The sequence below is a fragment of the Amycolatopsis sp. NBC_00438 genome (genome assembly GCF_036026695.1).
Classification (GTDB): Bacteria; Actinomycetota; Actinomycetes; order Mycobacteriales; family Pseudonocardiaceae; genus Amycolatopsis.
In genome coordinates this window covers 8,070,114-8,092,010 of sequence record NZ_CP107923.1, presented here as the reverse complement: position 1 = coordinate 8,092,010, position 21,897 = coordinate 8,070,114, and the positions used below count along the sequence as shown (strand labels likewise).

The 21,897-nt window shown below is 69.0% G+C and carries 25 protein-coding genes and 2 tRNA genes; 14 read left to right on the top strand and 13 right to left on the bottom strand.

The window, feature by feature from the left end; all coding sequences use genetic code 11:
* The first annotated feature begins 170 nt into the window (after positions 1-170).
* The 5 genes from OG494_RS36940 to OG494_RS36920 all read left to right on the top strand — a co-directional run bounded on the left by OG494_RS36940 (position 171) and on the right by OG494_RS36920 (position 6,330).
* Positions 171-674 (top strand): DciA family protein, encoded by a 504-nt coding sequence (locus OG494_RS36940; RefSeq protein ID WP_328446677.1) that lies wholly within the window; start codon positions 171-173, stop codon positions 672-674.
* Between the two features lie 197 nt (positions 675-871).
* Entirely contained in the window at positions 872-2,839 is a 1,968-nt protein-coding gene (gene gyrB, locus OG494_RS36935) for a DNA topoisomerase (ATP-hydrolyzing) subunit B (protein WP_328446675.1), read from the top strand.
* A 51-nt stretch (positions 2,840-2,890) separates the two neighbouring features.
* Entirely contained in the window at positions 2,891-5,494 is a 2,604-nt protein-coding gene (gyrA, locus tag OG494_RS36930) for a DNA gyrase subunit A (RefSeq protein ID WP_328446673.1), read from the top strand.
* 38 nt (positions 5,495-5,532) lie between these two features.
* A complete protein-coding gene (locus OG494_RS36925) occupies positions 5,533-6,207 on the top strand; it encodes a DUF3566 domain-containing protein (RefSeq protein ID WP_328446671.1) in 675 nt (224 codons plus the stop codon).
* Positions 6,208-6,256: 49 nt separating this feature from the next.
* Positions 6,257-6,330, top strand: a tRNA-Ile gene (locus OG494_RS36920).
* A 97-nt stretch (positions 6,331-6,427) separates the two neighbouring features.
* Here OG494_RS36920 and OG494_RS36915 read toward each other — a convergent pair.
* The 3 genes from OG494_RS36915 to OG494_RS36905 all read right to left on the bottom strand — a co-directional run bounded on the left by OG494_RS36915 (position 6,428) and on the right by OG494_RS36905 (position 8,923).
* A complete protein-coding gene (locus OG494_RS36915) occupies positions 6,428-7,300 on the bottom strand; it encodes a helix-turn-helix transcriptional regulator (RefSeq protein ID WP_328446669.1) in 873 nt (290 codons plus the stop codon).
* Between the two features lie 66 nt (positions 7,301-7,366).
* Complete coding sequence (locus tag OG494_RS36910; protein ID WP_328446667.1) at positions 7,367-8,170, bottom strand: SDR family oxidoreductase; 804 nt, start codon at positions 8,168-8,170, stop codon at positions 7,367-7,369.
* 159 nt (positions 8,171-8,329) lie between these two features.
* A complete protein-coding gene (locus OG494_RS36905) occupies positions 8,330-8,923 on the bottom strand; it encodes a TetR/AcrR family transcriptional regulator (RefSeq protein WP_328459138.1) in 594 nt (197 codons plus the stop codon).
* A 125-nt stretch (positions 8,924-9,048) separates the two neighbouring features.
* On the opposite strand from OG494_RS36905, the gene OG494_RS36900 reads away from it, so the two are divergent.
* From OG494_RS36900 to OG494_RS36890, 3 genes are all read left to right on the top strand, one after another.
* Positions 9,049-9,783, top strand: coding sequence for an SDR family NAD(P)-dependent oxidoreductase (locus OG494_RS36900; protein WP_328446665.1), 735 nt, complete (start codon positions 9,049-9,051; stop codon positions 9,781-9,783).
* A gap of 474 nt (positions 9,784-10,257) precedes the next feature.
* On the top strand, positions 10,258-10,425 hold the full coding sequence (locus tag OG494_RS36895; protein WP_086679331.1) for a DLW-39 family protein: 168 nt from the start codon (positions 10,258-10,260) through the stop codon (positions 10,423-10,425).
* 32 nt (positions 10,426-10,457) lie between these two features.
* Positions 10,458-10,530, top strand: a tRNA-Ala gene (locus tag OG494_RS36890).
* Between the two features lie 46 nt (positions 10,531-10,576).
* Here OG494_RS36890 and OG494_RS36885 read toward each other — a convergent pair.
* The 4 genes from OG494_RS36885 to OG494_RS36870 form a co-directional block, all read right to left on the bottom strand.
* Positions 10,577-11,968, bottom strand: a complete 1,392-nt coding sequence (locus OG494_RS36885) for an alpha/beta fold hydrolase (protein ID WP_328446658.1) — start codon at positions 11,966-11,968, stop codon at positions 10,577-10,579.
* 231 nt (positions 11,969-12,199) lie between these two features.
* Entirely contained in the window at positions 12,200-12,838 is a 639-nt protein-coding gene (locus OG494_RS36880; protein ID WP_328446656.1) for a pyridoxine/pyridoxamine 5'-phosphate oxidase, read from the bottom strand.
* Position 12,839: 1 nt separating this feature from the next.
* The gene (locus tag OG494_RS36875; protein ID WP_328446654.1) at positions 12,840-13,475 is read right to left on the bottom strand and encodes a hypothetical protein; all 636 of its coding nucleotides are present in this window, start codon (positions 13,473-13,475) and stop codon (positions 12,840-12,842) included.
* Between the two features lie 103 nt (positions 13,476-13,578).
* Positions 13,579-13,989 (bottom strand): DoxX family protein, encoded by a 411-nt coding sequence (locus OG494_RS36870; protein WP_328459137.1) that lies wholly within the window; start codon positions 13,987-13,989, stop codon positions 13,579-13,581.
* Between the two features lie 193 nt (positions 13,990-14,182).
* Here OG494_RS36870 and OG494_RS36865 point away from each other — a divergent pair, with 193 nt between their 5' ends.
* Together OG494_RS36865 and OG494_RS36860 are read left to right on the top strand one after the other, a co-directional pair.
* Complete coding sequence (locus OG494_RS36865; protein ID WP_442874330.1) at positions 14,183-14,686, top strand: DUF2020 domain-containing protein; 504 nt, start codon at positions 14,183-14,185, stop codon at positions 14,684-14,686.
* 147 nt (positions 14,687-14,833) lie between these two features.
* Entirely contained in the window at positions 14,834-15,286 is a 453-nt protein-coding gene (locus OG494_RS36860; protein ID WP_328446652.1) for a DUF6918 family protein, read from the top strand.
* A 63-nt stretch (positions 15,287-15,349) separates the two neighbouring features.
* On the opposite strand, the gene OG494_RS36855 is transcribed toward OG494_RS36860, so the two are convergent.
* The gene (locus OG494_RS36855) at positions 15,350-15,913 is read right to left on the bottom strand and encodes a hypothetical protein (protein ID WP_328446650.1); all 564 of its coding nucleotides are present in this window, start codon (positions 15,911-15,913) and stop codon (positions 15,350-15,352) included.
* A gap of 89 nt (positions 15,914-16,002) precedes the next feature.
* Here OG494_RS36855 and OG494_RS36850 point away from each other — a divergent pair, with 89 nt between their 5' ends.
* Positions 16,003-16,527 (top strand): peptidylprolyl isomerase, encoded by a 525-nt coding sequence (locus OG494_RS36850; protein WP_328446648.1) that lies wholly within the window; start codon positions 16,003-16,005, stop codon positions 16,525-16,527.
* A gap of 32 nt (positions 16,528-16,559) precedes the next feature.
* Entirely contained in the window at positions 16,560-17,522 is a 963-nt protein-coding gene (locus tag OG494_RS36845; protein ID WP_328446645.1) for a rhomboid family intramembrane serine protease, read from the top strand.
* Here OG494_RS36845 and OG494_RS36840 read toward each other — a convergent pair.
* A complete protein-coding gene (locus OG494_RS36840) occupies positions 17,519-17,896 on the bottom strand; it encodes a PH domain-containing protein (protein ID WP_328459135.1) in 378 nt (125 codons plus the stop codon). The two genes, OG494_RS36845 and OG494_RS36840, sit on opposite strands and share 4 nt — an antisense overlap.
* Positions 17,897-18,008: 112 nt before the next feature.
* Positions 18,009-18,275 carry a cell division protein CrgA gene (gene crgA, locus OG494_RS36835; protein ID WP_020642616.1) on the bottom strand — a complete coding sequence of 89 codons (267 nt, stop codon included), beginning with the start codon at positions 18,273-18,275 and terminating at the stop codon, positions 18,009-18,011.
* 187 nt (positions 18,276-18,462) lie between these two features.
* Here crgA and OG494_RS36830 point away from each other — a divergent pair, with 187 nt between their 5' ends.
* Both OG494_RS36830 and OG494_RS36825 read left to right on the top strand, forming a co-directional pair.
* Complete coding sequence (locus tag OG494_RS36830; RefSeq protein WP_442874329.1) at positions 18,463-19,521, top strand: class E sortase; 1,059 nt, start codon at positions 18,463-18,465, stop codon at positions 19,519-19,521.
* Positions 19,521-19,676: a hypothetical protein gene (locus OG494_RS36825; RefSeq protein ID WP_247059681.1), complete on the top strand. Its 156-nt coding sequence runs from the start codon at positions 19,521-19,523 to the stop codon at positions 19,674-19,676. Before OG494_RS36830 ends, OG494_RS36825 begins: the two co-directional genes overlap by 1 nt.
* A 153-nt stretch (positions 19,677-19,829) precedes the next feature.
* Here the strand turns inward: OG494_RS36825 and OG494_RS36820 are convergent, their stop codons facing one another.
* From OG494_RS36820 to OG494_RS36810, 3 genes are all read right to left on the bottom strand, one after another.
* Positions 19,830-20,222 (bottom strand): SCO5389 family protein, encoded by a 393-nt coding sequence (locus OG494_RS36820; protein ID WP_328446640.1) that lies wholly within the window; start codon positions 20,220-20,222, stop codon positions 19,830-19,832.
* 99 nt (positions 20,223-20,321) lie between these two features.
* Complete coding sequence (locus OG494_RS36815) at positions 20,322-21,056, bottom strand: ABC transporter permease (RefSeq protein WP_328446638.1); 735 nt, start codon at positions 21,054-21,056, stop codon at positions 20,322-20,324.
* Positions 21,053-21,766 carry an ABC transporter ATP-binding protein gene (locus tag OG494_RS36810; protein WP_328446636.1) on the bottom strand — a complete coding sequence of 238 codons (714 nt, stop codon included), beginning with the start codon at positions 21,764-21,766 and terminating at the stop codon, positions 21,053-21,055. The genes OG494_RS36815 and OG494_RS36810 overlap by 4 nt, the downstream gene beginning before the upstream one ends.
* Positions 21,767-21,897: the final 131 nt, after the last annotated feature.

Below are 21,897 nucleotides of genomic sequence, written 5' to 3'. Positions count from 1 at the left end.
CTGGGGACAAACCTGTGGACAGTGTGGATAAACCCGTGCCCGGGTTATCGCCGCGCGTGACCAAACGGCCGGATCGGCCGCTTGACAAGCCCCTCAAGGGGGTCAATCCGGCGGTCGACGCCACGCCGAGTACGCAGAGTGAGAACGGCACTGCTCCGAACGGGGCGGCGATGACGGGCCGGGACCTCGCGCACGCCGCGCTCGAGGCCGCGAAAGCCAAGGCGAAGGAGCGAGGCGTCCCGCCGGGACACCGCCGCCGCGTCGCGAGCGGGGGCCAGAACCCGCGGCGCCGCCGCTGGTCGGGACCCGGTGCGGACGCGCGTGACCCGCAGCCCCTCGGCCGGCTCGTCTCGCGGCTCGTCAGCGACCGCGGCTGGAACGAAAGTGTCTCCGGCGCCCGCGTCTTCGCGCAGTGGGCGCGCCTGGTCGGCGAGGACGTCGCGGAACACGCCCAGCCCGTCGCGCTGAAAGACGGCGAGCTCACGGTCCGCGCCAGCTCCACGGCGTGGGCCACCCAGCTGCGGCTGCTGCAGGGAAAGCTGCTGGCCAAGATCGCGGCGGGGGTCGGGAACGGCGTGGTCAAGCGCATGCGGATCCAGGGTCCGATGGCCCCGAGCTGGCGGAAAGGGCCCCGGCACGTGTCGGGTCGCGGCCCGCGTGACACGTACGGCTGACCCGGGTTGCGCGTTGCTCGGTTGAATGCCCCGAGAACGCATCCAGACGCGCTGAAATACGTCAAGACTCGGGTCGGACCGATTTCGTCCGCCTGTGACGCGTTCAGGGGTGTCCTTGCCGCATGTCAGCGGACGTGGCCAAGTACACTGGGAGGGAGCGAACGTCCGCTCGGGCGAGACGAGGAGAAACAAGGCCTGTGACCGAGAACAAGAGCGAGTACAACGCGTCATCGATCACGGTGCTCGAAGGCCTCGAAGCGGTCCGCAAGCGCCCCGGTATGTACATCGGTTCCACCGGTGAACGCGGGCTGCACCACCTCGTCCAGGAGGTCGTCGACAACTCGGTCGACGAGGCGATGGCCGGCCACGCCACCAAGGTCGAGGTTACCCTCCTCGCCGACGGCGGGGTGCGCGTCGTCGACGACGGCCGCGGCATCCCGGTCGACATGCACCCCAAGGAGCACAAGCCGACCATCGAGGTCGTGCTCACCCAGCTGCACGCGGGCGGCAAGTTCGACAGCGACTCCTACGCGGTGTCCGGCGGCCTGCACGGCGTCGGCATCTCCGTGGTGAACGCGCTGTCGACGCGGCTGCTCGCCGAGGTCAAGTACGGCGGCCGCAGCTGGCGCCAGCTCTACACGGACCAGATCCCCGGCCCGCTCGAGGACCTCGGCCCGGCGACCGACACCGGCACGACGATGACGTTCTGGGCCGACGGCGACATCTTCGAGACCACGACCTACAACTTCGAGACGATCTCGCGCCGCCTCCAGGAGATGGCGTTCCTCAACAAGGGACTGACGCTGTCGCTGCGCGACGAGCGCGTCGCCGACGAGGAGGCCGAGGCGGACGCCGAAGGCAAGGTCGCCCGGGTCAAGGAGAAGGTCTACTGCTACCCGGGCGGGCTCGAGGACTTCGTCAAGCACATCAACGGCAGCAAGGACCCGATCCACGCCAGCGTGATCTCCTTCGACGCCAAGGGCCCCGGCCTCGAGGTCGAGGTCGCGATGCAGTGGAACACCGGGTTCACGCCGTCGGTCTACACGTTCGCCAACACGATCAACACCCACGAGGGCGGCACCCACGAAGAGGGCTTCCGCGCCGCGCTCACCCGCGTCGTCAACACGTACGCGCGCGACAAGAAGCTGCTCAAGGAGAAGGACACCAACCTGACCGGTGACGACGTGCGCGAGGGCCTCGCCGCGATCGTCTCGATCAAGCTGAGCGAGCCGCAGTTCGAGGGCCAGACGAAGACCAAGCTGGGCAACAGCGAGGCCAAGACGTTCGTGCAGCAGCAGTCGAACGAGTGGCTGGCCGACTGGTTCGAGCGCAACCCGGCCGAGGCGAAGACGATCATCAACAAGTCGATCTCCTCGGCGCAGGCCCGGATGGCCGCGCGCAAGGCGCGTGACCTCGTCCGCCGCAAGGGCGCGCTCGACATCGGCGGCCTGCCCGGCAAGCTGAAGGACTGCCGCTCCACCAAGCCGGAGGAGTGCGAGCTCTACATCGTCGAGGGTGACTCGGCCGGCGGCTCGGCCAAGGAGGGCCGGGACTCGATGTACCAGGCGATCCTGCCGATCCGCGGCAAGATCATCAACGTCGAGAAGGCCCGCATCGACCGCGTCCTCAAGAACACCGAGGTCCAGTCGCTGATCACCGCGCTGGGCACCGGCATCCACGACGAGTTCGACCTCGAGAAGCTGCGGTACCACAAGATCGTGCTGATGGCCGACGCCGACGTCGACGGCCAGCACATCACCACGCTGCTGCTCACCCTGCTGTTCCGGTTCATGAAGCCGCTGATCGAGCACGGCCACGTCTTCCTGTCGCGGCCGCCGCTGTACAAGATCAAGTGGCCGCGGGCGGAGCCGGAGTACGTGTACTCCGACAACGAGCGCGACGCCGTCATCCGCGCGGGTGTCGAGGCCGGCAAGCGGCTGCCGAAGGACGACGCGATCCAGCGCTACAAGGGTCTCGGCGAGATGAACGCCGAAGAGCTGTGGGAGACCACGATGGACCCGGCCAACCGCCTGCTGGGCCGGGTCACGATGGACGACGCCGCCCAGGCCGACGACCTGTTCTCGGTCCTGATGGGCGAGGACGTCGAGGCCCGCCGCTCGTTCATCACGCGCAACGCCAAGGACGTGCGCTTCTTGGACGTGTAGCCGTCCCCCGTTCGTCGTCCCGCCAGGACCACCCGCACTCGAGAAGGACCCATGACGGAAACTCTGCCGCCGGCTCCGGACCACGACCGGATCGAACCGGTCGACATCCAGCAGGAGATGCAGCGCTCGTACATCGACTACGCGATGAGCGTGATCGTGTCGCGCGCGCTGCCGGACGTGCGCGACGGGCTCAAGCCGGTCGCCCGCCGGATCCTGTACTCGATGTTCGACTCCGGCTTCCGGCCGGACCGCGGGTACAACAAGTGCTCCCGCGTCGTCGGCGACGTCATGGGCAACTACCACCCGCACGGTGACTCAGCGATCTACGACGCGCTCGTCCGGCTCGCCCAGCCGTGGTCGCTGCGGTACCCGCTGATCGACGGCCAGGGCAACTTCGGCTCGTCGGGCAACGACCCCGCCGCCGCCATGCGGTACACGGAGTCCCGGCTCGCGCCGCTGGCCATGCAGATGCTGGCCGACATCGAAGAAGACACCGTCGACTTCTCCGACAACTACGACGGCCGCACGCAGGAGCCCGACGTCCTGCCGTCGCGGTTCCCGAACCTGCTGGTCAACGGCGGTTCCGGGATCGCGGTCGGGATGGCGACGAACATCCCGCCGCACAACCTGCGCGAGGTTTCCGAGGGTGTCGTCTGGGCGCTCGAGAACCCCGAGGCCGACGACGACGAGCTGCTGGCCGCGCTGCTGGTGCGGATCAAGGGCCCGGACTTCCCGACCAAGGCGATGATCCTCGGCACGTCCGGCATCGAGGACGCCTACCGCACCGGCCGCGGCTCGATCCGGATGCGCGCGGTCGTCGAGGTCGAAGAGGACGCGAAGGGCCGCACGATCCTGGTCGTGTCCGAGCTGCCGTACCAGGTCAACCCGGACAACCTCGTCGAGAACATCGCGAACCTGGTCCGCGACGGCAAGCTCACCGGCATCGCCGACATCGCCGACGAGTCCAACAGCCGCTCCGGCATGCGGATCGTCGTCACGATCAAGCGGGACGCCGTCGCGAAGGTCGTGCTGAACAACCTGTTCAAGCACACCCAGCTGCAGCAGAACTTCGGTGTCAACATGCTGGCCCTGGTCGACGGCGTGCCGCGCACGCTGCGGCTCGACCAGATCATCCGGCACTACGTGAAGCACCAGGTCGAGGTCATCGTCCGGCGGACCCGTTTCCGCCTGAAGAAGGCCGAGGAGCGGGCCCACATCCTGCGTGGGTACGTCAAGGCCCTCGACATGCTCGACGAGGTCATCGCGCTGATCCGGCGGTCGCCGTCAGCGGACGAGGCCCGGCCGGCCCTGATGGAGCTGCTGGACGTCGACGAGATCCAGGCCACCGCGATCCTCGACATGCAGCTGCGGCGCCTGGCCGCCCTGGAGCGGCAGCGGATCATCGACCAGCTGGCCGAGATCGAGCTCGAGATCGCCGACCTCAAGGACATCCTCGAGAAGCCCGAGCGGCAGCGCGGGATCATCCGCGACGAGCTGATGGCGATCGTCGAGAAGTACGGTGACGACCGGCGCACGAAGATCATCGGCTTCAGCGGCGACGTCACCGACGAAGAGCTCATCGCCGTCGAGGACGTCGTCGTCACCATCACCCGCACGGGGTACGCCAAGCGGACGAAAACCGACCTGTACCGCTCGCAGAAGCGCGGCGGCAAGGGCGTGCAGGGCGCGACGCTGAAGCAGGACGACATCGTCCAGCACTTCTTCGTCTGCTCGACGCACGACTGGATCCTGTTCTTCACGAACAAGGGCCGCGTCTACCGGACCAAGACGTACGACCTGCCCGAGGCCAACCGCAACGCGCGCGGCCAGCACGTGGCGAACCTCATGGCGTTCCAGCCGGACGAGCAGATCGCCCAGGTCATCGAGATCAAGAACTACGAGGTCGCGCCGTACCTGGTGCTCGCGACCAAGCGCGGCCTGGTGAAGAAGACCAAGCTCACCGACTTCGACTCGAACCGCTCCGGCGGCCTCATCGCGATCAACCTGCGCGAAGGTGACGAGCTGGTCGGCGCCGTGCTGGCGGCGGCCGAGGACGACCTGCTCCTGGTATCGGCCGAAGGCCAGTCGATCCGCTTCCACGCGACGGACGAAGCGCTGCGCCCGATGGGCCGCCCGACGTCCGGCGTGCTCGGCATGCGGTTCAACGACGGCGACGAGCTGCTCGGCATCAGCGTGGTCAAGCCGGACAAGTTCCTGCTGGTCGCGACCGATGGCGGATACTCGAAGCGCACGCCGATCGAGGACTACCCGGTGCAGGGTCGCGGTGGCAAGGGTGTGCTCACCATTCAGCACGACCGCAAACGTGGCAGGCTGGTGGGGGCGCTCATCGTCGACGCCGAGGACGAGCTGTACGCGATCACCTCGAGCGGCGGCGTGATTCGCACGCCGGCGGTCGACGTGCGCAAGGCGGGGCGGCAGACGAAGGGGGTGCGGCTGATGAATCTCGGCGAAGGCACCACTCTTCTCGCGGTCGCACGCAACGCGGACGAGCCCTCGGACGTCGCCACAGGTGACGACAACGCGGAAACCGCGGAAGCGGACGTCACCGTGGAAGAAACGGCGGAAGCCGTGACCGAAGCGGTGGCCGAGACGACAGACGCGGACGAAGAAACGACGGCGCCGCCGGAGCAGTGAGACGGCGTCACCACGGCACGGGTAAGGACTGACTCTTCGTGACACCATCCGAGAATCCCGAGGCAGCGGGTTCGAACGGGACTCCGGCGAGCCCACCCTGGCAGCGGGTCGGCAAGGACGGCGGCGACGCTGAGGCGACGGTCGGGCTGGCCACGGATGAGGTGCGCCCGGCCGGCGAGACGCAGCCCGTCTCGCCGGCCGAGCACCCGGTGGTGACCGGCAGCGCCGCCCCCCGCCTCTTCGGCGGCGGCGACACCCCGCCGGGAGGCGAGCCGTCCGCGGCCGCCATCCCGTCGGCGTCGACTCAGCGAGCCCGCCCGAGCGCCCTCCGGCGCCCGGGCCGCGGCCCGCGACGGGCGAGCCTGCAGGTCAAGCGGTTCGACCCGTGGTCGGTGCTGAAACTGTCCCTGGTGCTCGGCGTCGCGATGTTCTTCGTCTGGCTCGTCGCGGTCGGCGTCCTCTACACGGTCCTCGACGGCATGGGCGTCTGGGACAAGCTGAACGGCACGTACTCCTCGCTGGTCGGCGGCGAAGGCGCGAACGCGTCCTCCGAACCGCTGATCAGCGCGGGCCGCGTCTTCGGCATCGCCGCGATCCTGGGCGCGATCAACATCGTCCTGGTCTCGGCGCTGGCCACGGTCAGCGCGTTCATCTACAACGTGTCGGCCGACCTCGCCGGAGGCCTGGAAGTCACGCTGTCGGAACGGGAGTAACCCGGTTGCAGGGCCCCCTCGGGGGTCCTGTAAAGTTCTCCTCGTTCAAGGGCCTATAGCTCAGGTGGTTAGAGCGCTTCGCTGATAACGAAGAGGTCCCAGGTTCAAGTCCTGGTAGGCCCACGCAAGGCAAGCCCGGTTCGCGATGTGCGAGCCGGGCTTTTGCGTGACCTGGGTGACAAACCGGGTGACTGTCACCAACCCCGGTGATCCTTGCCGCTCACCGCACCAGCTTCTCCTGGCCGGCCGCCCACGACGCCAACAGGGCCAGACCGTCCGCGGGCGCCGTGCCGGCGGGCGCGGTGTAGACGGTCAGGTGCAAGCCGGGTTCGGCGGGCAGTTCCATCGACTCGACGTCCAAGTCGAGCTGGCCTACCACCGGGTGGTGCAGACGCTTGCGTCCGGAGCGGTGGAGCCGAACGTCCTGGGATGCCCACCGCCGCCGAAACAGTTCGCTGCGGGTTGACAACTCGCCGACCAGGGCGATCAGCTCCTCGTCGTGCGGATCGCGACCGGCTTCCATGCGGAGCTTCGCCGCCACATCGCAGGCGATTCGGTCGTAGTCGACGAAGAACGTTCTCGCCGATTCGGGATCCAGATATACGAACCGCGCGGTGTTCGCCGGCCGTCGCGTGTCGGCCAGCAGCGGGGAATACAGCGCGCGGGCAAGGTGATTCACGGCCAGCACGTCATAGCGGCCGTTGCAAATCCACGCCGGCGCATCCGTGATGGCGTCGAGCACCTGCTGAAGCGCCGGACGCACCGTCAAAGCGGGTCGCCGGCGGCGTGGACCGCTGGGGGCCTTGGACTGCCGCGCGAGGTGGACCAGGTGATCGCGCTCGGCCTCGTCGAGTTGCAAGGCGGAGGCCAGCGCGTCGAGCACCCCGTCGGAGGCGCCGGCGAGGCTGCCGCGCTCCATACGCACGTAGTAGTCGACCGAAACCCCGGCCAGAAGAGCTACCTCTTCGCGACGCAGGCCTTTGACCCGGCGGTTGCCGCCGTAGGCGGGCAGTCCGGCCCGCTCGGGCGTGATCCGCGCGCGACGGGAGCGCAGGAACTCCTTGATCTCGGTGCGCAGGTCGATCGTGGCCACCCCGTCACGGTAGGCCCTGTCCGCAGGCGAAGGGAGGTTCTGCTGGTACCCGCCTCGCGCCGACGCCTAGGTACCCGTCGCGGTCGTGGCGATGCCGCCGTCGACCGGGATGATGGTGCCCGTGAGGTAAGTCGCGGCCCGGCTGGCGAGGAACACGGCGATACCGGCCATGTCGTCGTCGCGGCCGAGCCGGCGCAGCGGGGCCTTCGCCGCGATCGTGTCGCCGATGGCGTCGAGCGTGGACGCCATCATCTGCGACGGGAACGGTCCTGGGGCCACCGCGTTCACCGTGACGTGCTGGGGACCCAGTTCTCTGGCAAGCACCCTGGTGAGTTGGTGGAGTCCCGCTTTGCTGCTGGCGTACGAGTAGTTGGGCGACGCGGCGACGTGGATGGCGGCGATACTGCCGATGTTGATGATCCGCGCGGGATCATCGGCGGTGCCCGCCTTGCGAAGTGCCGGGAGCAGCGCCTGCACCAGCCAGAACGGCGACTTGAGGTTGAGGTCGATCACCGAGTCCCAGGCCTCGACCGGGAACGTCTCCAGCGGCTCGCGCCACATCGCTCCCGCGTTGTTGACGAGAACGTCCAGGCGTTCCGAGTCGGCCTCGACAAGATCGGCGAGACGCCGGCACTCGTCGTACCTGGACAGGTCGGCGGGGATTGCTTGAACATCGCCGAATTCGGACAGCAGACGCTGGGCGTCCGCGCATGTGTCCGCGTCACGTGAACTGATAACGACGCGGGCGCCGGCCTGCAGAAGGCCGCGCGCGATCATCATTCCAATTCCCTTGGTGCCGCCAGTGACAAGTGCGTACTTCCCGCTCAGATCGAAAAGATCTGCGTGAGCGGTGAACTGGTTGTCCGTCATTGGTCTTCGTCCCTTCTGTCGTGGAAGCAGATTGACAGGCTTCCTGGACAGCTGGGAGACCCTGGTGAACCAGGTACTGTGAGAGCCACCTTGCCTGGTGCGCTGCCGCAATCCCTTGCTGCGCGGCAATTTCTCGATCGCTGCGCTGCCCGGTCGTCATCACCCGCGCGAAGCACCGGCCGGTGCTGCTGCGGGGATGGCGTTGTCGACGAGGACAGCGGCGATGGCGGCGGCGGTGGTGAACGCTTCGGCGTTGAGGACCCGGCTGCGGGCCGAGGCGCCGTCCAGCAAAAGCGCCAATTGTTCGCCGAGCTGTTCGGGGTCGGCGGCGCCGGCTTCGCGGGCGGTTTCGGTGAGCCGGGCGGCGAAGGCCTTTTTGTAGTCGCGGGCGTGTACGCGTGCCGGGTGGCCCGGATCGGGGATTTCGACGGCCGCCGCGATGAAAGGGCACAAGGGCGAGTGCACGTCGAACGCGCCGAGGAGTCGTTCGCGAGGTGTGAGGTCGGTGCGGTCGAACACTTCGGGCAGGACGTCGGGATCGAATCGGCGCAGGCATTCGGCGATCAGCTCGTCCTTGCCGGCGAAGTGCTGGTAGAGCGTGCGCTTGGACACCTCGGCCACCGTGCAGAGCTGGTCCATGCCGGTGCTGTTGATGCCTTGATCGCGGAACAGCTGCTGTGACGCGCTGAGGATGCGCTCTCGTGCGCCCCGGCCGCGGCGCAGTCCTCGCGGCCCCTTCTCCGACTCTGTCACAACCCCAGCGTAGCGCACTCGGGTACCGATCGGTGTGCATAGCTTGCGCCCTGCGCGACGCCTCGCTACGTTAAGCACTCAGATCGGTGTACATAACATCGGCACGGCAGGTGAACGGAGTGATCGTGGGAAAACTCGATGGCAAGGTCGCGGTGATCACCGGCGCGACGAGCGGGATGGCGCTGGCCGGTGCGAAGCTGTTCGTCGACGAAGGGGCCTACGTCTTCATTTCGGGCCGGCGGAAGGACGCGCTGGACGAAGCCGTCAAGGAGATCGGCCGGAACGTGACCGGTGTGCAAGGCGATTCGGCGGACCTCGATGACCTGGACCGGTTGTTCGAGACCGTCAAACGGGAAAAGGGCACGCTCGACGTGGTGTGGGCGAGTGCCGGAACGGGCGAGCAGGGCAGGCTCGGTGAAATCACCCCGGAGCAGTTCGATGCCGCCTTCTCGCTGAACGCGCGCGGCACGCTGTTCACGGTCCAGAAAGCGCTTCCGCTGTTCAACGACGGCGGCTCGATCGTCATGACCGGGTCGAACGCGTCACTCCGCGGCTACCCCGATTGGAGTGTGTACGCGGCGAGCAAGGCCGTGCTGCCCGCCTACGCGCGGGTGTGGGTGGCCGAACTGAGGGACCGGAAGATCCGGGTGAACGTGCTGACCCCCGGCCAGGTCGCCACGCCGATTCTGGCGGAGGTCATGGACGAGCAGGCGAAAGCGCAATTCGAATCGGTGATCCCGCGGCGAGAGATGGGCCGCCCTGAAGAGATCGCCTCGGTCGCGTTGTTCCTCGCCTCGGACGACTCGAGCTACGTCAACGGCATGGAGCTGGTCGCCGACGGCGGCACCACGGTGATCTGAGCGCGCGCGGTTGGTTCCTGACCCGGCGTTGTTCCGTTCCGGGGGTTTCTTCCTAAATTTTGGTCAAGTGGCGGTTCCTTCGCCGTCGTCTTCCCTTACGTTGACTGGGACGAAGGGGGCTTCTCATGGGTTGGGTCATCGCCGGGACCATGATCGTGGTGCTTCTGTCCATCGCCCTGGTCGTCGATCTCAAGGACCGGGGGCGCGAAGGGAAGCGGATCGTTCGGCGCCGGTGATCAGCGCGTACAGGTCAGCCCTGCCGGGAAGAGAAGGAACCGGCAGGGCTGAGTGCGTGGTCGACCACTCCATATAACGACGTCATAGGCTGCGGTATTTCCGGCCTGGTGTGACGTGGGTTACCAGTGTTCCCAGTGGTTCCACGTGGAACAGCGCGCTCCGGCACCGCCCGACCTCCGGCCGGGCGGGTGCAGTAACATCGCGGGGTACGGGAAGCAAGCTGAGAAGGGGGCTTCGGTGAAGAAGCTGCTGGCACTCGCGGTCATCGCGGGCGGCGTCTTGTTCGTGGTCAAGCGCAACAAGGCGGCGAAGGCCGAGGCCGACCTCTGGCGCGAGGCGACCGCTCCGGTCCCCTCCAACAACGGAACCACCCCGGCCAAGCCGGCGGGCGCGTCCCACAACTGAGTCTTCGTGCGGGCGGTTCGCCGCCCGCACCCGGGGCTGTAGCTCAATTGGTAGAGCACCGCCTTTGCAAGGCGGGGGTCAGGGGTTCGATTCCCCTCAGCTCCACGACCCCTCAGGGCCAGGTCATCCGTTGACCTGGCCCTGAGGTCGTTCAGCCGAGGAATCCGATCACCGCGTCGCGGCCCGCGTGGCCGAGCTCGCGGTTCTGGATCGAGTGCGACGCCCCGGGGACCACCACCAGCTTCCCTCGCGGTGCCTGGCGAGCCTCTTCCTTCGCCCACTCCAGCGGGGTCGACAGGTCGTGGTCGCCGTTCAGCAGGAGGACCGGGACGTTGGGCAGCCGTACCGACGGGTTCGAGCCCGGACGCTCGGCCGGCCACGGCAGGCAGCTCTGGATGAACCCCTGCTGGGTCGCCACCGCCGTCGTGTACGGCCACGTCGCCTGCGGCGGCAACGCGCGCGCGGTCAGCGAAAGCAGCGGCTGGCGCAGGGAAACCGGCGTCGCCGCCGAGCCCCAGGGGAAGCGCTGGTCCGCGCACAGCGTCGCCGCGTGGAGGCCGGCGCTGAACGACGCCGGGTTGTCTCCGCCGGACTTGTACGCTTCCAGCAGGTCGTCCAGCGGTCCGTTCGAGCCGCCGCGGGCCGCGTGGAGGGCGCCGATGATGTCGCCGGCCGCCGGGTTGCGGTACGACGGGTCGCTGAACTCGTACGAGACGATCGTGTCGAAGATCTTCACGCCGTCCGCGGTGCTCCGGTGGCGGACCACCCACGCGAGGTCCTCCGCCGGGTCGTAGCCGCACGCCGGGGGCGTCGCGCAGGCCAGCCGCAGGACGCGGGCCTCGGCCTGGAGGCCGGTCAGGTACAGCGAGGCCGACGCCGTCGCGTGGTGCGGCAGCACCGAGTCCAGCACGACCTTGCTGACGTTGCCCGGGTGCGCGATCGCGTACCGCGCCGCCGTGAACGAGCCGTACGAGACGCCGTCGACGACCATCTTCGGCACGTTCAGCGCCTGCCGCAGCTGGTCGAAGTCCTCGACGGTCTGGTCGGTCGAATAGAGCGGCGCCGTGTCGCCGAGGATGCGGGCGCACTCGGTGACCGCGTCCGGCGTCGGCGTCGCGATGTCCGAACTGCCCATCTGCGCCTGCAGGCCCGGGCACAGGAGCGCCCCCGACGGGCCGGTGCCGCGCTGGTCCAGCATGACGAACCGGTAGTCCTTCGCGACCTCCGGCAGCCGCTGCGTGGCGATCCGCGTGATGGTGCCGACGCCGCCCTGGCCGGGGCCGCCGGTGAGGAACAGGAGCACGCCCTTCGGCGCGTCGACGTTGTCCGCGGCCGCGATCGGCAGCTTCAGCGTGCCCGGGACGCGGCCGGTGTGGTCGAGCGGGACGGTCAGGGTCGAGCACGTGAAGCCCGGCTGTCCCGGGCACGGGTGCGAGTCCGTCAGCGCCGGTCGTCCCCCGGGACGCGGGCCGGCCGCGGCCACACCCCCGAGCGCGGCGGTCAGCGCCAGGACCAGCCCGGCGGTCAGCAGTTTCGAACGCATGATCCATCATGGCCACACCGGCCCGGGTGCCGTAAACCCCCGAATGGACCGACTCACCGGCGTACGCCGGAAACCTTCGCCCGCGGGGTTCGGAAGAGTTGTCCCGCCGGCCGCCGTCGGACCGCGTGACGCACAGCCGGCTGTCCGGCAGCTCGCCACACACGGTCCTGGCCGGTGCCGCCGTTTGTCGGATTCCCCGCCTGCCCGCACCGGCGCGTCAAGGCCCCGGTGTCAGGGCCACAGCCGTTCGCGGACCCATGCGCCGTCGGCCTTCCGGTACCGCAGCCGCACGTGCCGGCGGTCGTGGCTCGCCTGCCAGAACTCGACCTCGTCCGGGTCGACGAGGTACCGCGTCCAGGTTTCCGGGGCGACGCCGGGGTTGTCCGCAACCCACCGCGCGGCTTCCGCGGCCGCGGTGTCGAGTTCGGCCGGGTCGCGCAGCACCTGCGACTGGTGCCCGATGAACGCCTCGACGCGCGACGCCGGCGGCCGGGCCAGGAAGTCCTCGGCCGACACCTCGGGCGTGGCGGCGGAGACCGGCCCGCGCAGCCGCACCTGGCGGCCGCGGCCAGGCCAGAAGAACGTCAACGCCGCGCGCGGATCCTTGCGCAGCTGCAGGCCTTTCGGGCTTTCCGAGCTGGTCGCGACCGCCCAGCCGCCGGGGCCGACGTCCTTGAGGATCACCACCCGCGCGTCCGGCGCGCCCTCGGCGTCCACTGTGGACAGTGTGACGGCGTGCGGTGCCAGCACGTGCTCGCCGGCTTCGGTCAGCCACTCCAGGAACAGCTCCCGGGGGTCCGGTGACGCCGTTTCCGGCGTGAACGCCGGGAGTTCTTCGGGGAACGACGGCCATCCGCGCAACGCGACCATGTCAGTAACCGTACGGGGGCTGGTGCTGCGGCGGGTAGTACGGCTGTTGCTGCTGCCAGCCCGGCGGCGGCTGCTGGCCCGGCTGCTGACCCGCCGGCGCCGGCGGAAGCTGTTGCTGCTGCTGCGCTTGCTGCCACTGCACCTGCTGGTAGACCTCGGCGGGCTGCGGGAAGCAGTACGTCAGCTTCGCGTTGACCGAGCCCTGCACCGCGGCGCCCCAGAACTTCCCGCCGACGAACGCGTACATCTGCCCGGCCGAGACGTCGACGGCGACCATCCGCGTCTCGCCGCCGAACTGGTTGCCCGACTTCGCCGACGCTGCCTGCGCGGCGTCCGGGTGGACGCGCTGGCCGATGAGCCCGGCGATGACGACCGAAGCCGCCGTCCAGCCGACGGTGCCCATGACGTTCGCGCGGGCGTGCTGCGTCGCGCGGCCGGTGAAGTCGTACAGCGCGGCGGCGGTGACCTCCGGGACGGCGCAGGCGACCACGCAGTAGTTCATCGTCGAGAGCATCACCGACTCGGTGAACAGGCCGACCACGGCGACCGCGGGCCCGAACTGCACGGAGTTCAGCCGGCCACCGGAGCGCTGGATGCGCTCGGCCACCGCACCGAGGTACTGCTCGGAGGTGAGCACGCCGGGGGACCTCCCTCACCGAACACGAACACGGACGAACAGACGGGCACCGCCCGGTCATGGTCCCATGCCGGGCGGCGCCGACGTCGTCAGGCCGGTCGCGTCACGCTGCGGTTTCCACCCGGGCGGGGGTCCGGCGGAACGCCCCTGCGATCGACCACCGGCCGCGGTCGGCGAACGCGATGAGCAGGAAGCCCCAGCAGAACAACGCGGCCGCCTCGCCGCCGTTCTCGATCGGCAGGAGCCCGCCGCCCTGGTGCACGGTGAAGTACGCGAACGCCATCGAGCCGGAGCAGAGCACCGCGGCGGGCCGGGTGGCGACGCCGATCGTCACCAGCACGCCGCCGACAACCTGGATCACCGACGCCCACCACGACGGCCACGCCCCGAAATCTGCCGCTCTGGCCCCGAAGAGGCCGAAAAGCCGCGAAGCGCCGTGGCACAGGAACAGGAAACCGAACACAATGCGGAAGAGCGCCATCACGTGGTCTCGACCCTTGTCGAACAGCGTCATCATCGTTGTCTCCCAGGCTGGCTGTTGGAAAGAAACGTGACAGCCAGGTTAGGAGACCCTAATCCTCCAGGGAACACAATGTGTGATTGGTCCGATACTGAGCGGTACTTGAACTTTCGACCGCGCTCGGTCGTGTGACTGGACATGATTGACTGAGCGCGCTATGCGACGACTCGTACTTCTCGCGCCCGCCGTGGCTCTCCTCGCCGGCTGCAGCGCCACCATCGTGTCCGGGACCGCGACTCCCAGTCCGCCGTCCAAGTCCGCCGGCGCGGCGGCGGGCACCGAACTACCACCGGATCCGCAACCGGGAGCGACCGAAGACTGCCCGTACCTCGACAGCCAGTTCGTGGCCGATGCGAACGGTCAGCACGTTTCGAAGGTACGCGTGTCCACCGACGAGCCCCATCCGGCGTGCTTCTTCTACCGCCCGGACGGCAAGATCCAGTTGACCGTCCGGGTCTACGTCGGGGCGGCCACCGTCGCAACGGCGCTGGTCAACCGGGCGGCGCCGGTCGAGACGTCCAACCCGGCCAGCGACCCGACCGGCTGGAAAGGCGGCTACCAATCCACCGACGACGGCGCTGTCTACGCGGTCTCGAAGGGGACCGCGGCGGTCGTCGCGACGACCAACCAGAAACAGAGCGTGAAGGCACGCTCTGTGGTCAGGAAGGCCATCACCGCCCTGAAGCTCTAGGTAGTCGTAGCCACACGGGTGAGTGAAGTTGATCTTGTATTACCCTGTGCGTCACGCGCAGGCTTCGTGGACTCGCGCACCGCAGCCGCCGGGGAACCCCCACCCCGGGGCGGGGCACCAACTCTGCAACGACAAAGGACAAGATTCGTGGCTGACACCCTCAAGGACATCCTGCTCGACTCCAGCCGTCGCCCGGCTGTCGTGAGCGACTTCGAAGGCCTCGTGGACGCCGAGGTCTCGGACAAGGGCGGCGTTTCGGGTGCCGTCGTCAAGACCGGCTTCGCCGCGGTCAAGAAGATCAAGCCGGGCATCATCCCCTCGGCCGTCGACACGCTGCTGCCCGACTTCGTCGGCGCGCTCGAGCCGTTCTACGGCGACTACCGCGCCAAGGGTGGCAACGACTTCGGTGCCTACCTGGTCGGCCGCTCGGACGAGGCGTCGGACGCGCTGCTGAGCGTCACCGACTCGCGCGCGGAGAAGAGCAGCCGCGACAGCATCAAGAAGGTCTACGGCAAGCTGCGCCCGAACGGCAAGAAGAACGTCGAGGAGGCGCTGCCCCGCCTCGGCCAGCTGGTCGACAAGCACGCCGCTGCCGTCTGAGCAGCCCCTGAGCACGACTGAAGAGGCCCCCGGTGCACCACCGGGGGCCTCTTCGTGTCGCCGTCAGTTCTTCTTCTCGGCGGGCGTCGAGGTCGGCGCCTTGCCGTTCGCCTGCGGGCTCGGCTTGGGAGCCGGGGCCGCGGCGGGCTTCACTGCTTCGGCCGGCTTCGGCGGAGCAGGCGGGGTGGCCTTCGGCGGCGCCGGGGCGACCGGCGGCTCCTGCTTCGAGCGCAGCACGTAGGCGGCGCCGGCGCCGACCACGACCAGCCCGAGCAGCCACGGCCAGCGACGACGGCTGCGGGTGCCCTTGGCGGCAGCCTTCGCCTCGACGACAGCAGCGGCGAAGTCCTTCTTCGCGGACTTGAAGTCCTTCTTGCCGCGACGCTTCGAGTCGCCGGCCGCCTTCGCGGCCTTGATGGCGGCCTTCTTCGCCTTGCGACCAGGCTTGCGCAGCTCGGAGAGCCGGGCGAGGGCCTCCTTGCGGGCGGCCTTCGAGCTCTTCTTGAGCTCCTTGCGGGTCAGTTCCGTCTTCTTCGCGAGCTGTTTCTGCACGCGGCGGCCGGTCTTGGCTCCTTCGGAGACAAGCTTGTCGGCGGCATCGACGGCCTGGGCTGTCGCCCGGGACATGGCCTTCACCTCATCAATCGTTTTGACACTGCTCTGTTGCCCGTAACCTATCGTGCCCCTTTTCCCCGCCGCCCGCCGCAGATGGCACGATGAAAGGCGTGAAAGCGACGCTGCACACCAACCAGGGTGACATCAACCTGATCCTGCTCCCCGACCACGCGCCGAAGACGGTCGCGAACTTCGTCGGTCTCGCGGAGGGCACCAAGGAGTACACCCAGCCGAACGCGGCGGGGACGAACTCCGGCCCGTTCTACGACGGTTCGATCTTCCACCGCGTCATCGACGGCTTCATGCTGCAGGGCGGCGACCCGACCGGTACCGGTCGCGGCGGCCCGGGCTACAAGTTCGGCGACGAGTTCCACCCGGAGCTGCAGTTCAGCAAGCCGTACCTGCTGGCCATGGCGAACGCCGGGCCGAGCACGAACGGCTCGCAGTTCTTCATCACCGTGGCGCCGACCACCCACCTGAACTTCAAGCACACGATCTTCGGCGAGGTGGCCGACCAGGAGTCGCGCAACGTCGTCGACGCGATCGGGCGCACCTCGACCGGGCCGGCGGACCGTCCGCTGTCCGACGTCGTCATCGAGAAGGTCACGATCGACCACGAGGGCTGAGCCGCGGAGGTTTCGGTAGGTTGGTTCTCATCGTGAGCCAACCGCCGAACCCCGCCGCGCACCCCCAGGCCGCACTGCCCGGGTGCTGGTGGCACCCGAACCGCCCGACCGGGCTGAGCTGTTCCCGGTGCGGGCGTCCGGCGTGCCCGGACTGTCTCCAGGAGGCCCCGGTCGGCTTCCAGTGCACCGACTGCGTGCACGCCGGCAGCCAGCAGCAGCGCCGCCAGCAACGCAGCTACCAGGAGGCCGGGTTCGGCCAGCGCACCGTCTTCGGCGCGCGGCTGTCCCAGTCGGTGCTCGTCACGCAGGTCATCCTCGCGGTGAACGTCCTGGTCTTCCTGGTCACGGCGCTCCAGGCGCGGAGCCTCACGGACAACCACCTGGGATCGCTCTTCCAGTACGGCAGCCTCTACGGCGACGCGACCCTCGGCCACGGCGAGTGGTGGCGCGTCCTGACCAGCGGCTTCCTGCACTACGGGCCGATCCACATCGCGGTCAACATGTTCTCGCTGTGGATGATGGGGCGGGCCCTGGAGCAGGTCTGCGGCCGGGGCCGCTACCTCGCGCTCTACTTCGTCTCGATGCTCGGCGCGTCCGCCGCGGTCCTGCTCTTCGGCAACCCGGCCGAGTACCCGGGGACGGCCGGCGCGTCCGGTGCGCTGTTCGGGCTGATGGGCGCCTACGCGATCATCGTGCTGAAGCTGCGGCTGAACCCGACGAGCCTGCTCATCACCCTCGCCCTGAACGCGTTCATCACGTTCGGCATCCCGGGCATCTCGATCTACGCGCACGTCGGCGGACTGCTGACCGGGGCCCTGGTCGCCGTCGCGCTGCTCTACGCCCCGCAGGTCGACCAGGCGCGCTGGCAGGCCGGGGGCATCGCCATCATCGCCCTCGCGATCCTCGGCCTGCTGTTCTACCGGGACACCCAGTTCGCGGCCGAGACCTGCCAGTTCGTCCAGTACCGCGACGGCCTGTACTACAACTGCGGCTAGCCGCGCGCCCGCAGGCTGCTGAGGACGTCCAGGACATCCCGCGGGTCCTCGCCGAGCTCCAGCCACCCGAAGACGTACAACCGGTCGTCGTGCTCGATCTCGAGGGTGACGCCGTCGCGGCCCATCCGGCGCGTGGTGCGCAGCCGGGTGCGGGTCTGGGCCCAGGGCAGCCGCTGCGTGCCGCCGAGTGTCCTGGCCAGCAGGCCTTCGGCGTCGGCGGCCAGCCTCGGCCGGACGATCGTGGCGTGCGTCGCGAAGGCGCCGACCGCGATCGCCGCCAGCGCGAACAGCACCAGCCCGCCGCGGTCCCCGGTCAAGGCGTCGACGACCACGCCGAGCACGAGCAACGCCGTGACGGCCCAAGCCGCTACCACAAGGGCCCGGCGCGGCGCCCAGGAGGTGGGGTAGTTATCCACAGAGGTTATCCACACTGGGGATGAGTCACACCGGTGTAATTCGACGTCAAGCCGCCATTCGGAGTAATAATCAGCGCCAGCGCATCGTCATGAGCAGACCCGCGATCATCAGCGCGAACCCGCCGGCGAAGTTCCAGTTGCCCAGGTCGGCCATCCAGGAGATCTTGTCCCCGGCGATATAGTTCACCAGCAGCCACACCAAGCCCAGGACCATGAACCCGAACATCGGGATCTTCCAGGCGAGGCCGGTGGGGCCTGCGGCCCGCACCTTCACCGGCGTACGCCGGTCGGCAGGCGGGGTGTAAGCGGTCTTCTTGCGGACCTTGGACTTGGGCATCGTGTGATTCCTCGCGGTGCTCTTCGGGCTCGTCAGGTGGCGCTGTCCCGCTGAGGGTGCGCAACCGGCGCCACGTGCACACGTTAACGTAAATGACCGCAGGAAAGCAGCGGCCAGGAGTGGTCGGATTTCCCGGACCGTGACAACGGCGTCACCCAGGGTTCGACGCGGCTTGAGAGGAGCTTGCGTGGCTACGCGCGAAGGACCGGATGACGACCGGCGCAGACACCCCGGACAGCGGCCGGTGCCCCAGCGCCGCCGGCCCCCGACGCCGCCGCGCGGCCAGGTGCCGCAGGGCCCGCCGCCGCGCCGTCCCCAGGGGCCGCCGCCCCGCCGCTACACCAGCCCCGCCCCGCCACCCGGCTCGGCAGAGGAGACCGTCGTCTTCGCCCCGGTCGGGAAGGGCGGCACCGCGACCAAGGAGAAACCCGCCCCGGCCCCGCTGGGCAAGGGTGGCGTCGCCATCCGCACGGCCGGCGAAATCCTCATCACGCTCGGCCTGGTCGTGCTGCTGTTCATGGTCTACGAGCTGTACGTGACCGACCTGTTCTCGGCCGGCAAGCAGTCCGAGGCGAGCGACCAGCTCAACGGCGAGTGGGAGCACGACCGGACGCTGCACCCCGAGCTGGTCGACGGCAAGGCGTTCGCCCGGATCCACATCCCGACGTTCGGCGTCGACTACAACTTCACCATCCAGGAGGGCACCGACGACGCCTCGCTCGAAGTCGGTCCCGGCCACTACAAGGGCACGGCGCTGCCCGGCGAGCCCGGCAACTTCGCCGTCGCCGGCCACCGCGTCGGCAAGGGCGCCCCGTTCAACGATCTGGACAACCTCTCATCTTGTGACCAGATCGTGATCGAGACTTCGACCGACTTCTACATCTACAAGGTCCTCCCGTACGACGACGAGATGAAGGACTGGGCCGGCGGCAAGGGCGCCGACCCGCGGTGCAAGGGCGTCTCGACGCTGCGCGACACGAACGCCGAAGAAGGCGGCGCGTACAGCGAGACGTTCGGCCGCAAGGTCGTGCTACCCAGCCAGGGCACCGCGGTGAACCCGGTCCCGTACAAGGACGCCGAGACACTGCCGAAGGCCCAGCAGGCCGCGCTGCTCACGCTCACCACGTGTCACCCGCAGTTCTCCGCCCAGCAGCGGCTCATCATCACCTCGGTGCTCACCCAGCAGGTGCCGAAGAACCAGGTCAAGGACTACGGCGACCTGCTCTCGAAGATCGGGGAGGCCTGATGTACGGCTGGCTCTGGCGGAAGCTGCCGGGCCCGTTCGCGGCGAAGCTGACGGTGTCCGTCGTCCTCGCGCTCGGCGTGGTCGCCCTGCTGATGTTCATCGTGTTCCCGTGGCTCGAGCCGCGGCTGTGGTTCAACGAGGTCGCGGTCAACTGAATTCGGGATCTTCCTGGTCGGCGCACTGCGTGCGGACGCCGGGAACGAGCCTCCGGCGCACGGGCGTCTCCCACGTGCTGATGCTCGTGGAGGCGTCCGGTACGCCGGAGGGAATCGCGCGGATCGGCGCCGAGGTGCTGCCCGCGCTGCGGGCTAGCAGTCCCGCAGCTCCGGGCTCTGGTTGAGCAGCTGCCCGCGCGGGGAGACGAACGCGCGGTAGCGGTCGCTGTCGAGCTCGGAGTTCTTGAACACGGCGACCCGGTGGCAGTTCTGGAAGGCCAGCTTGACGCCGAAGTGCCGCTCCAGCCCGCCGCGGATCGCGTCCGAGGCCAGCGCCCGCAGCAGCTGCCCGCGGGCGACCTCGCTCGGCGGCGGCGTCTCGTTGTCGGCGAAGCCGTCCGCCGCTCCCTCGGCGTCGGCGATGACGCCGGTGATGACCTCCCAGGCGTAGGGCAGGGATTCCTTGACGCAGGTGACGAACTCGGCGTCGGAGACCTCCCCGCGCTCGGCCTTCTCCAGCAGCGCGGGTGACACGTCCAGGGACATCGAACCTCCAGTTTGAGCAGGGCCACCCTCTTGGCTACCGGCCGGGTGGCCCGGCCACAAGAGAAAACGATGATCATCACCAATATGGCGGAAGGCCGGTCACTCCCAGCGGAAGAGCTTGGCCGCCAACGCCGTTCCGAGCACCGCGAAGGCGGCGAGCACGAGGAGCTGCAGCGGCTGGACGCCGTTGCCGACCCAGGCGTCCTGCAGCGGCTGCGAGCCCGGCGGGACGTAGTCGCCGATCCGGCGGATGACGTCCGGCAACAGCGGCCGCGGCAGGTAGACGCCGCCGAAGAACATGATCGGGAAGAACGCGATCATCGCGAGCCCGCCGGCGCTCTTCGCGGTGCGGGCGACCGCGGCCGCGATCAGGCCGAGCGCGAACACCGAGACGGTGCCGAGCAGCAGCGTCACCAGGAACATCAGCGGGTGGCGGGGCAGCGGGATGTCGTAGACGGCGTGGCCCAGCCCGAGCACGACCGCGACGCCCGCCAGCGCGACGACGGCGTGGATCAGCAGCTGCGCGCCCAGCAGGTTCACCGGGTGGACGGGCGTGGTGGCCAGCCGTCTCAGCACGCCCTGTTCGCGGTAGCTCGCGACGGCGCCGGGGATCGCCTGCAGCGCCAGCATCGCGAGGCTGACGACGATCAGCGACGGCACCCACAGGTCGATGAACCGGTAGCCGGCGGTGACCTCGCTCGGTTCCGACATGCCGGGGATGGCGCCGATGCCGAGCAGCAGGGCGGGCGGCAGCAGGAGGCCGAACACCGCCCACATCGGCGTGCGCAGGAAGAGTTTCGTTTCGGTGGCGGTGATCTTGGCGAAGGTGTTCACCGGGCACTCCTCGTGAGCGAGACGAACGCGTCGTCCAAAGTGGATTCTCCGGCCGCGGCGCGGAGTTCGGCGGGGGTGCCGGTGGCGACGACGTGGCCGGCGTCGAAGATCGCGACGCGGTCGCAGAGCCGCTCGGCCTCGTCCATGAAGTGCGTGACGACCAGGACCGTGACCCCGGCGTCGCGAATGGCCTCGACGAGCTGCCAGGTGTCGCGGCGGGCGTGCGGGTCGAGGCCGGTCGTCAGCTCGTCGAGGATCGCCAGCTCCGGGTTCCCGACCAGGGCGAGCGCGATCGAGACGCGCTGCTTCTGGCCGCCGGAGAGCTTGCCGAAGTAGCTGCGGGCGTGGTCGCGCAGGTCGAGCTGGTCGAGCAGGACGTCGACGTCGGCCGGCTCCGGGTAGAAGGCGGCGAACAGCTCCAGCGCCTCGCGCACCCGCACCTTCGCGGGCAGCCGGCTTTCCTGCAGCTGGACGCCGACGCGGCGGGTCAGCGCCGCCCGGTCGGTCGCGGGGTTCAAGCCGAGCACCGACAGCGTGCCGGCGTCGGCCTGGCGCAGGCCCTGGAGGCATTCGACCGTGGTTGTCTTCCCAGCGCCGTTCGTGCCGAGGATGCCGAAGATTTCGCCGCGGTCGACGGAGAACGAAACGCCGTCGACCGCGACCCGGTTGCCGTAGACCTTGCGGAGGTCGGTGACTTCGATGAGGGGCATGACTCGAACGCTACGAACTCGGCGCGGCGCGCAGAATCCTGCTGAATCCCCAGCTCAAGTAGGGTTTTGTTGACGCCGGGGTGGGGCTGGGCCCACCCCGGTCGTAGGGCCTCGGTCAGTGCGCGCGAGCG

What these genes read in the sequence shown, in the direction of transcription:
- OG494_RS36940 (WP_328446677.1), top strand. Translation starts at nt 171, where the DNA reads ATGACGGGCCGGGACCTCGCGCACGCCGCGCTCGAGGCCGCGAAAGCC.
- gyrA (WP_328446673.1), top strand. Translation starts at nt 2,891, where the DNA reads ATGACGGAAACTCTGCCGCCGGCTCCGGACCACGACCGGATCGAACCG.
- OG494_RS36910 (WP_328446667.1), bottom strand. Translation starts at nt 8,170, where the DNA reads ATGACGGACAACCAGTTCACCGCTCACGCAGATCTTTTCGATCTGAGC.
- OG494_RS36885 (WP_328446658.1), bottom strand. Translation starts at nt 11,968, where the DNA reads ATGCGTTCGAAACTGCTGACCGCCGGGCTGGTCCTGGCGCTGACCGCC.
- OG494_RS36880 (WP_328446656.1), bottom strand. Translation starts at nt 12,838, where the DNA reads ATGGTCGCGTTGCGCGGATGGCCGTCGTTCCCCGAAGAACTCCCGGCG.
- OG494_RS36870 (WP_328459137.1), bottom strand. Translation starts at nt 13,989, where the DNA reads ATGACGCTGTTCGACAAGGGTCGAGACCACGTGATGGCGCTCTTCCGC.
- OG494_RS36855 (WP_328446650.1), bottom strand. Translation starts at nt 15,913, where the DNA reads ATGTCCCGGGCGACAGCCCAGGCCGTCGATGCCGCCGACAAGCTTGTC.
- OG494_RS36850 (WP_328446648.1), top strand. Translation starts at nt 16,003, where the DNA reads ATGAAAGGCGTGAAAGCGACGCTGCACACCAACCAGGGTGACATCAAC.
- crgA (WP_020642616.1), bottom strand. Translation starts at nt 18,275, where the DNA reads ATGCCCAAGTCCAAGGTCCGCAAGAAGACCGCTTACACCCCGCCTGCC.
- OG494_RS36825 (WP_247059681.1), top strand. Translation starts at nt 19,521, where the DNA reads ATGTACGGCTGGCTCTGGCGGAAGCTGCCGGGCCCGTTCGCGGCGAAG.
- OG494_RS36820 (WP_328446640.1), bottom strand. Translation starts at nt 20,222, where the DNA reads ATGTCCCTGGACGTGTCACCCGCGCTGCTGGAGAAGGCCGAGCGCGGG.
- OG494_RS36810 (WP_328446636.1), bottom strand. Translation starts at nt 21,766, where the DNA reads ATGCCCCTCATCGAAGTCACCGACCTCCGCAAGGTCTACGGCAACCGG.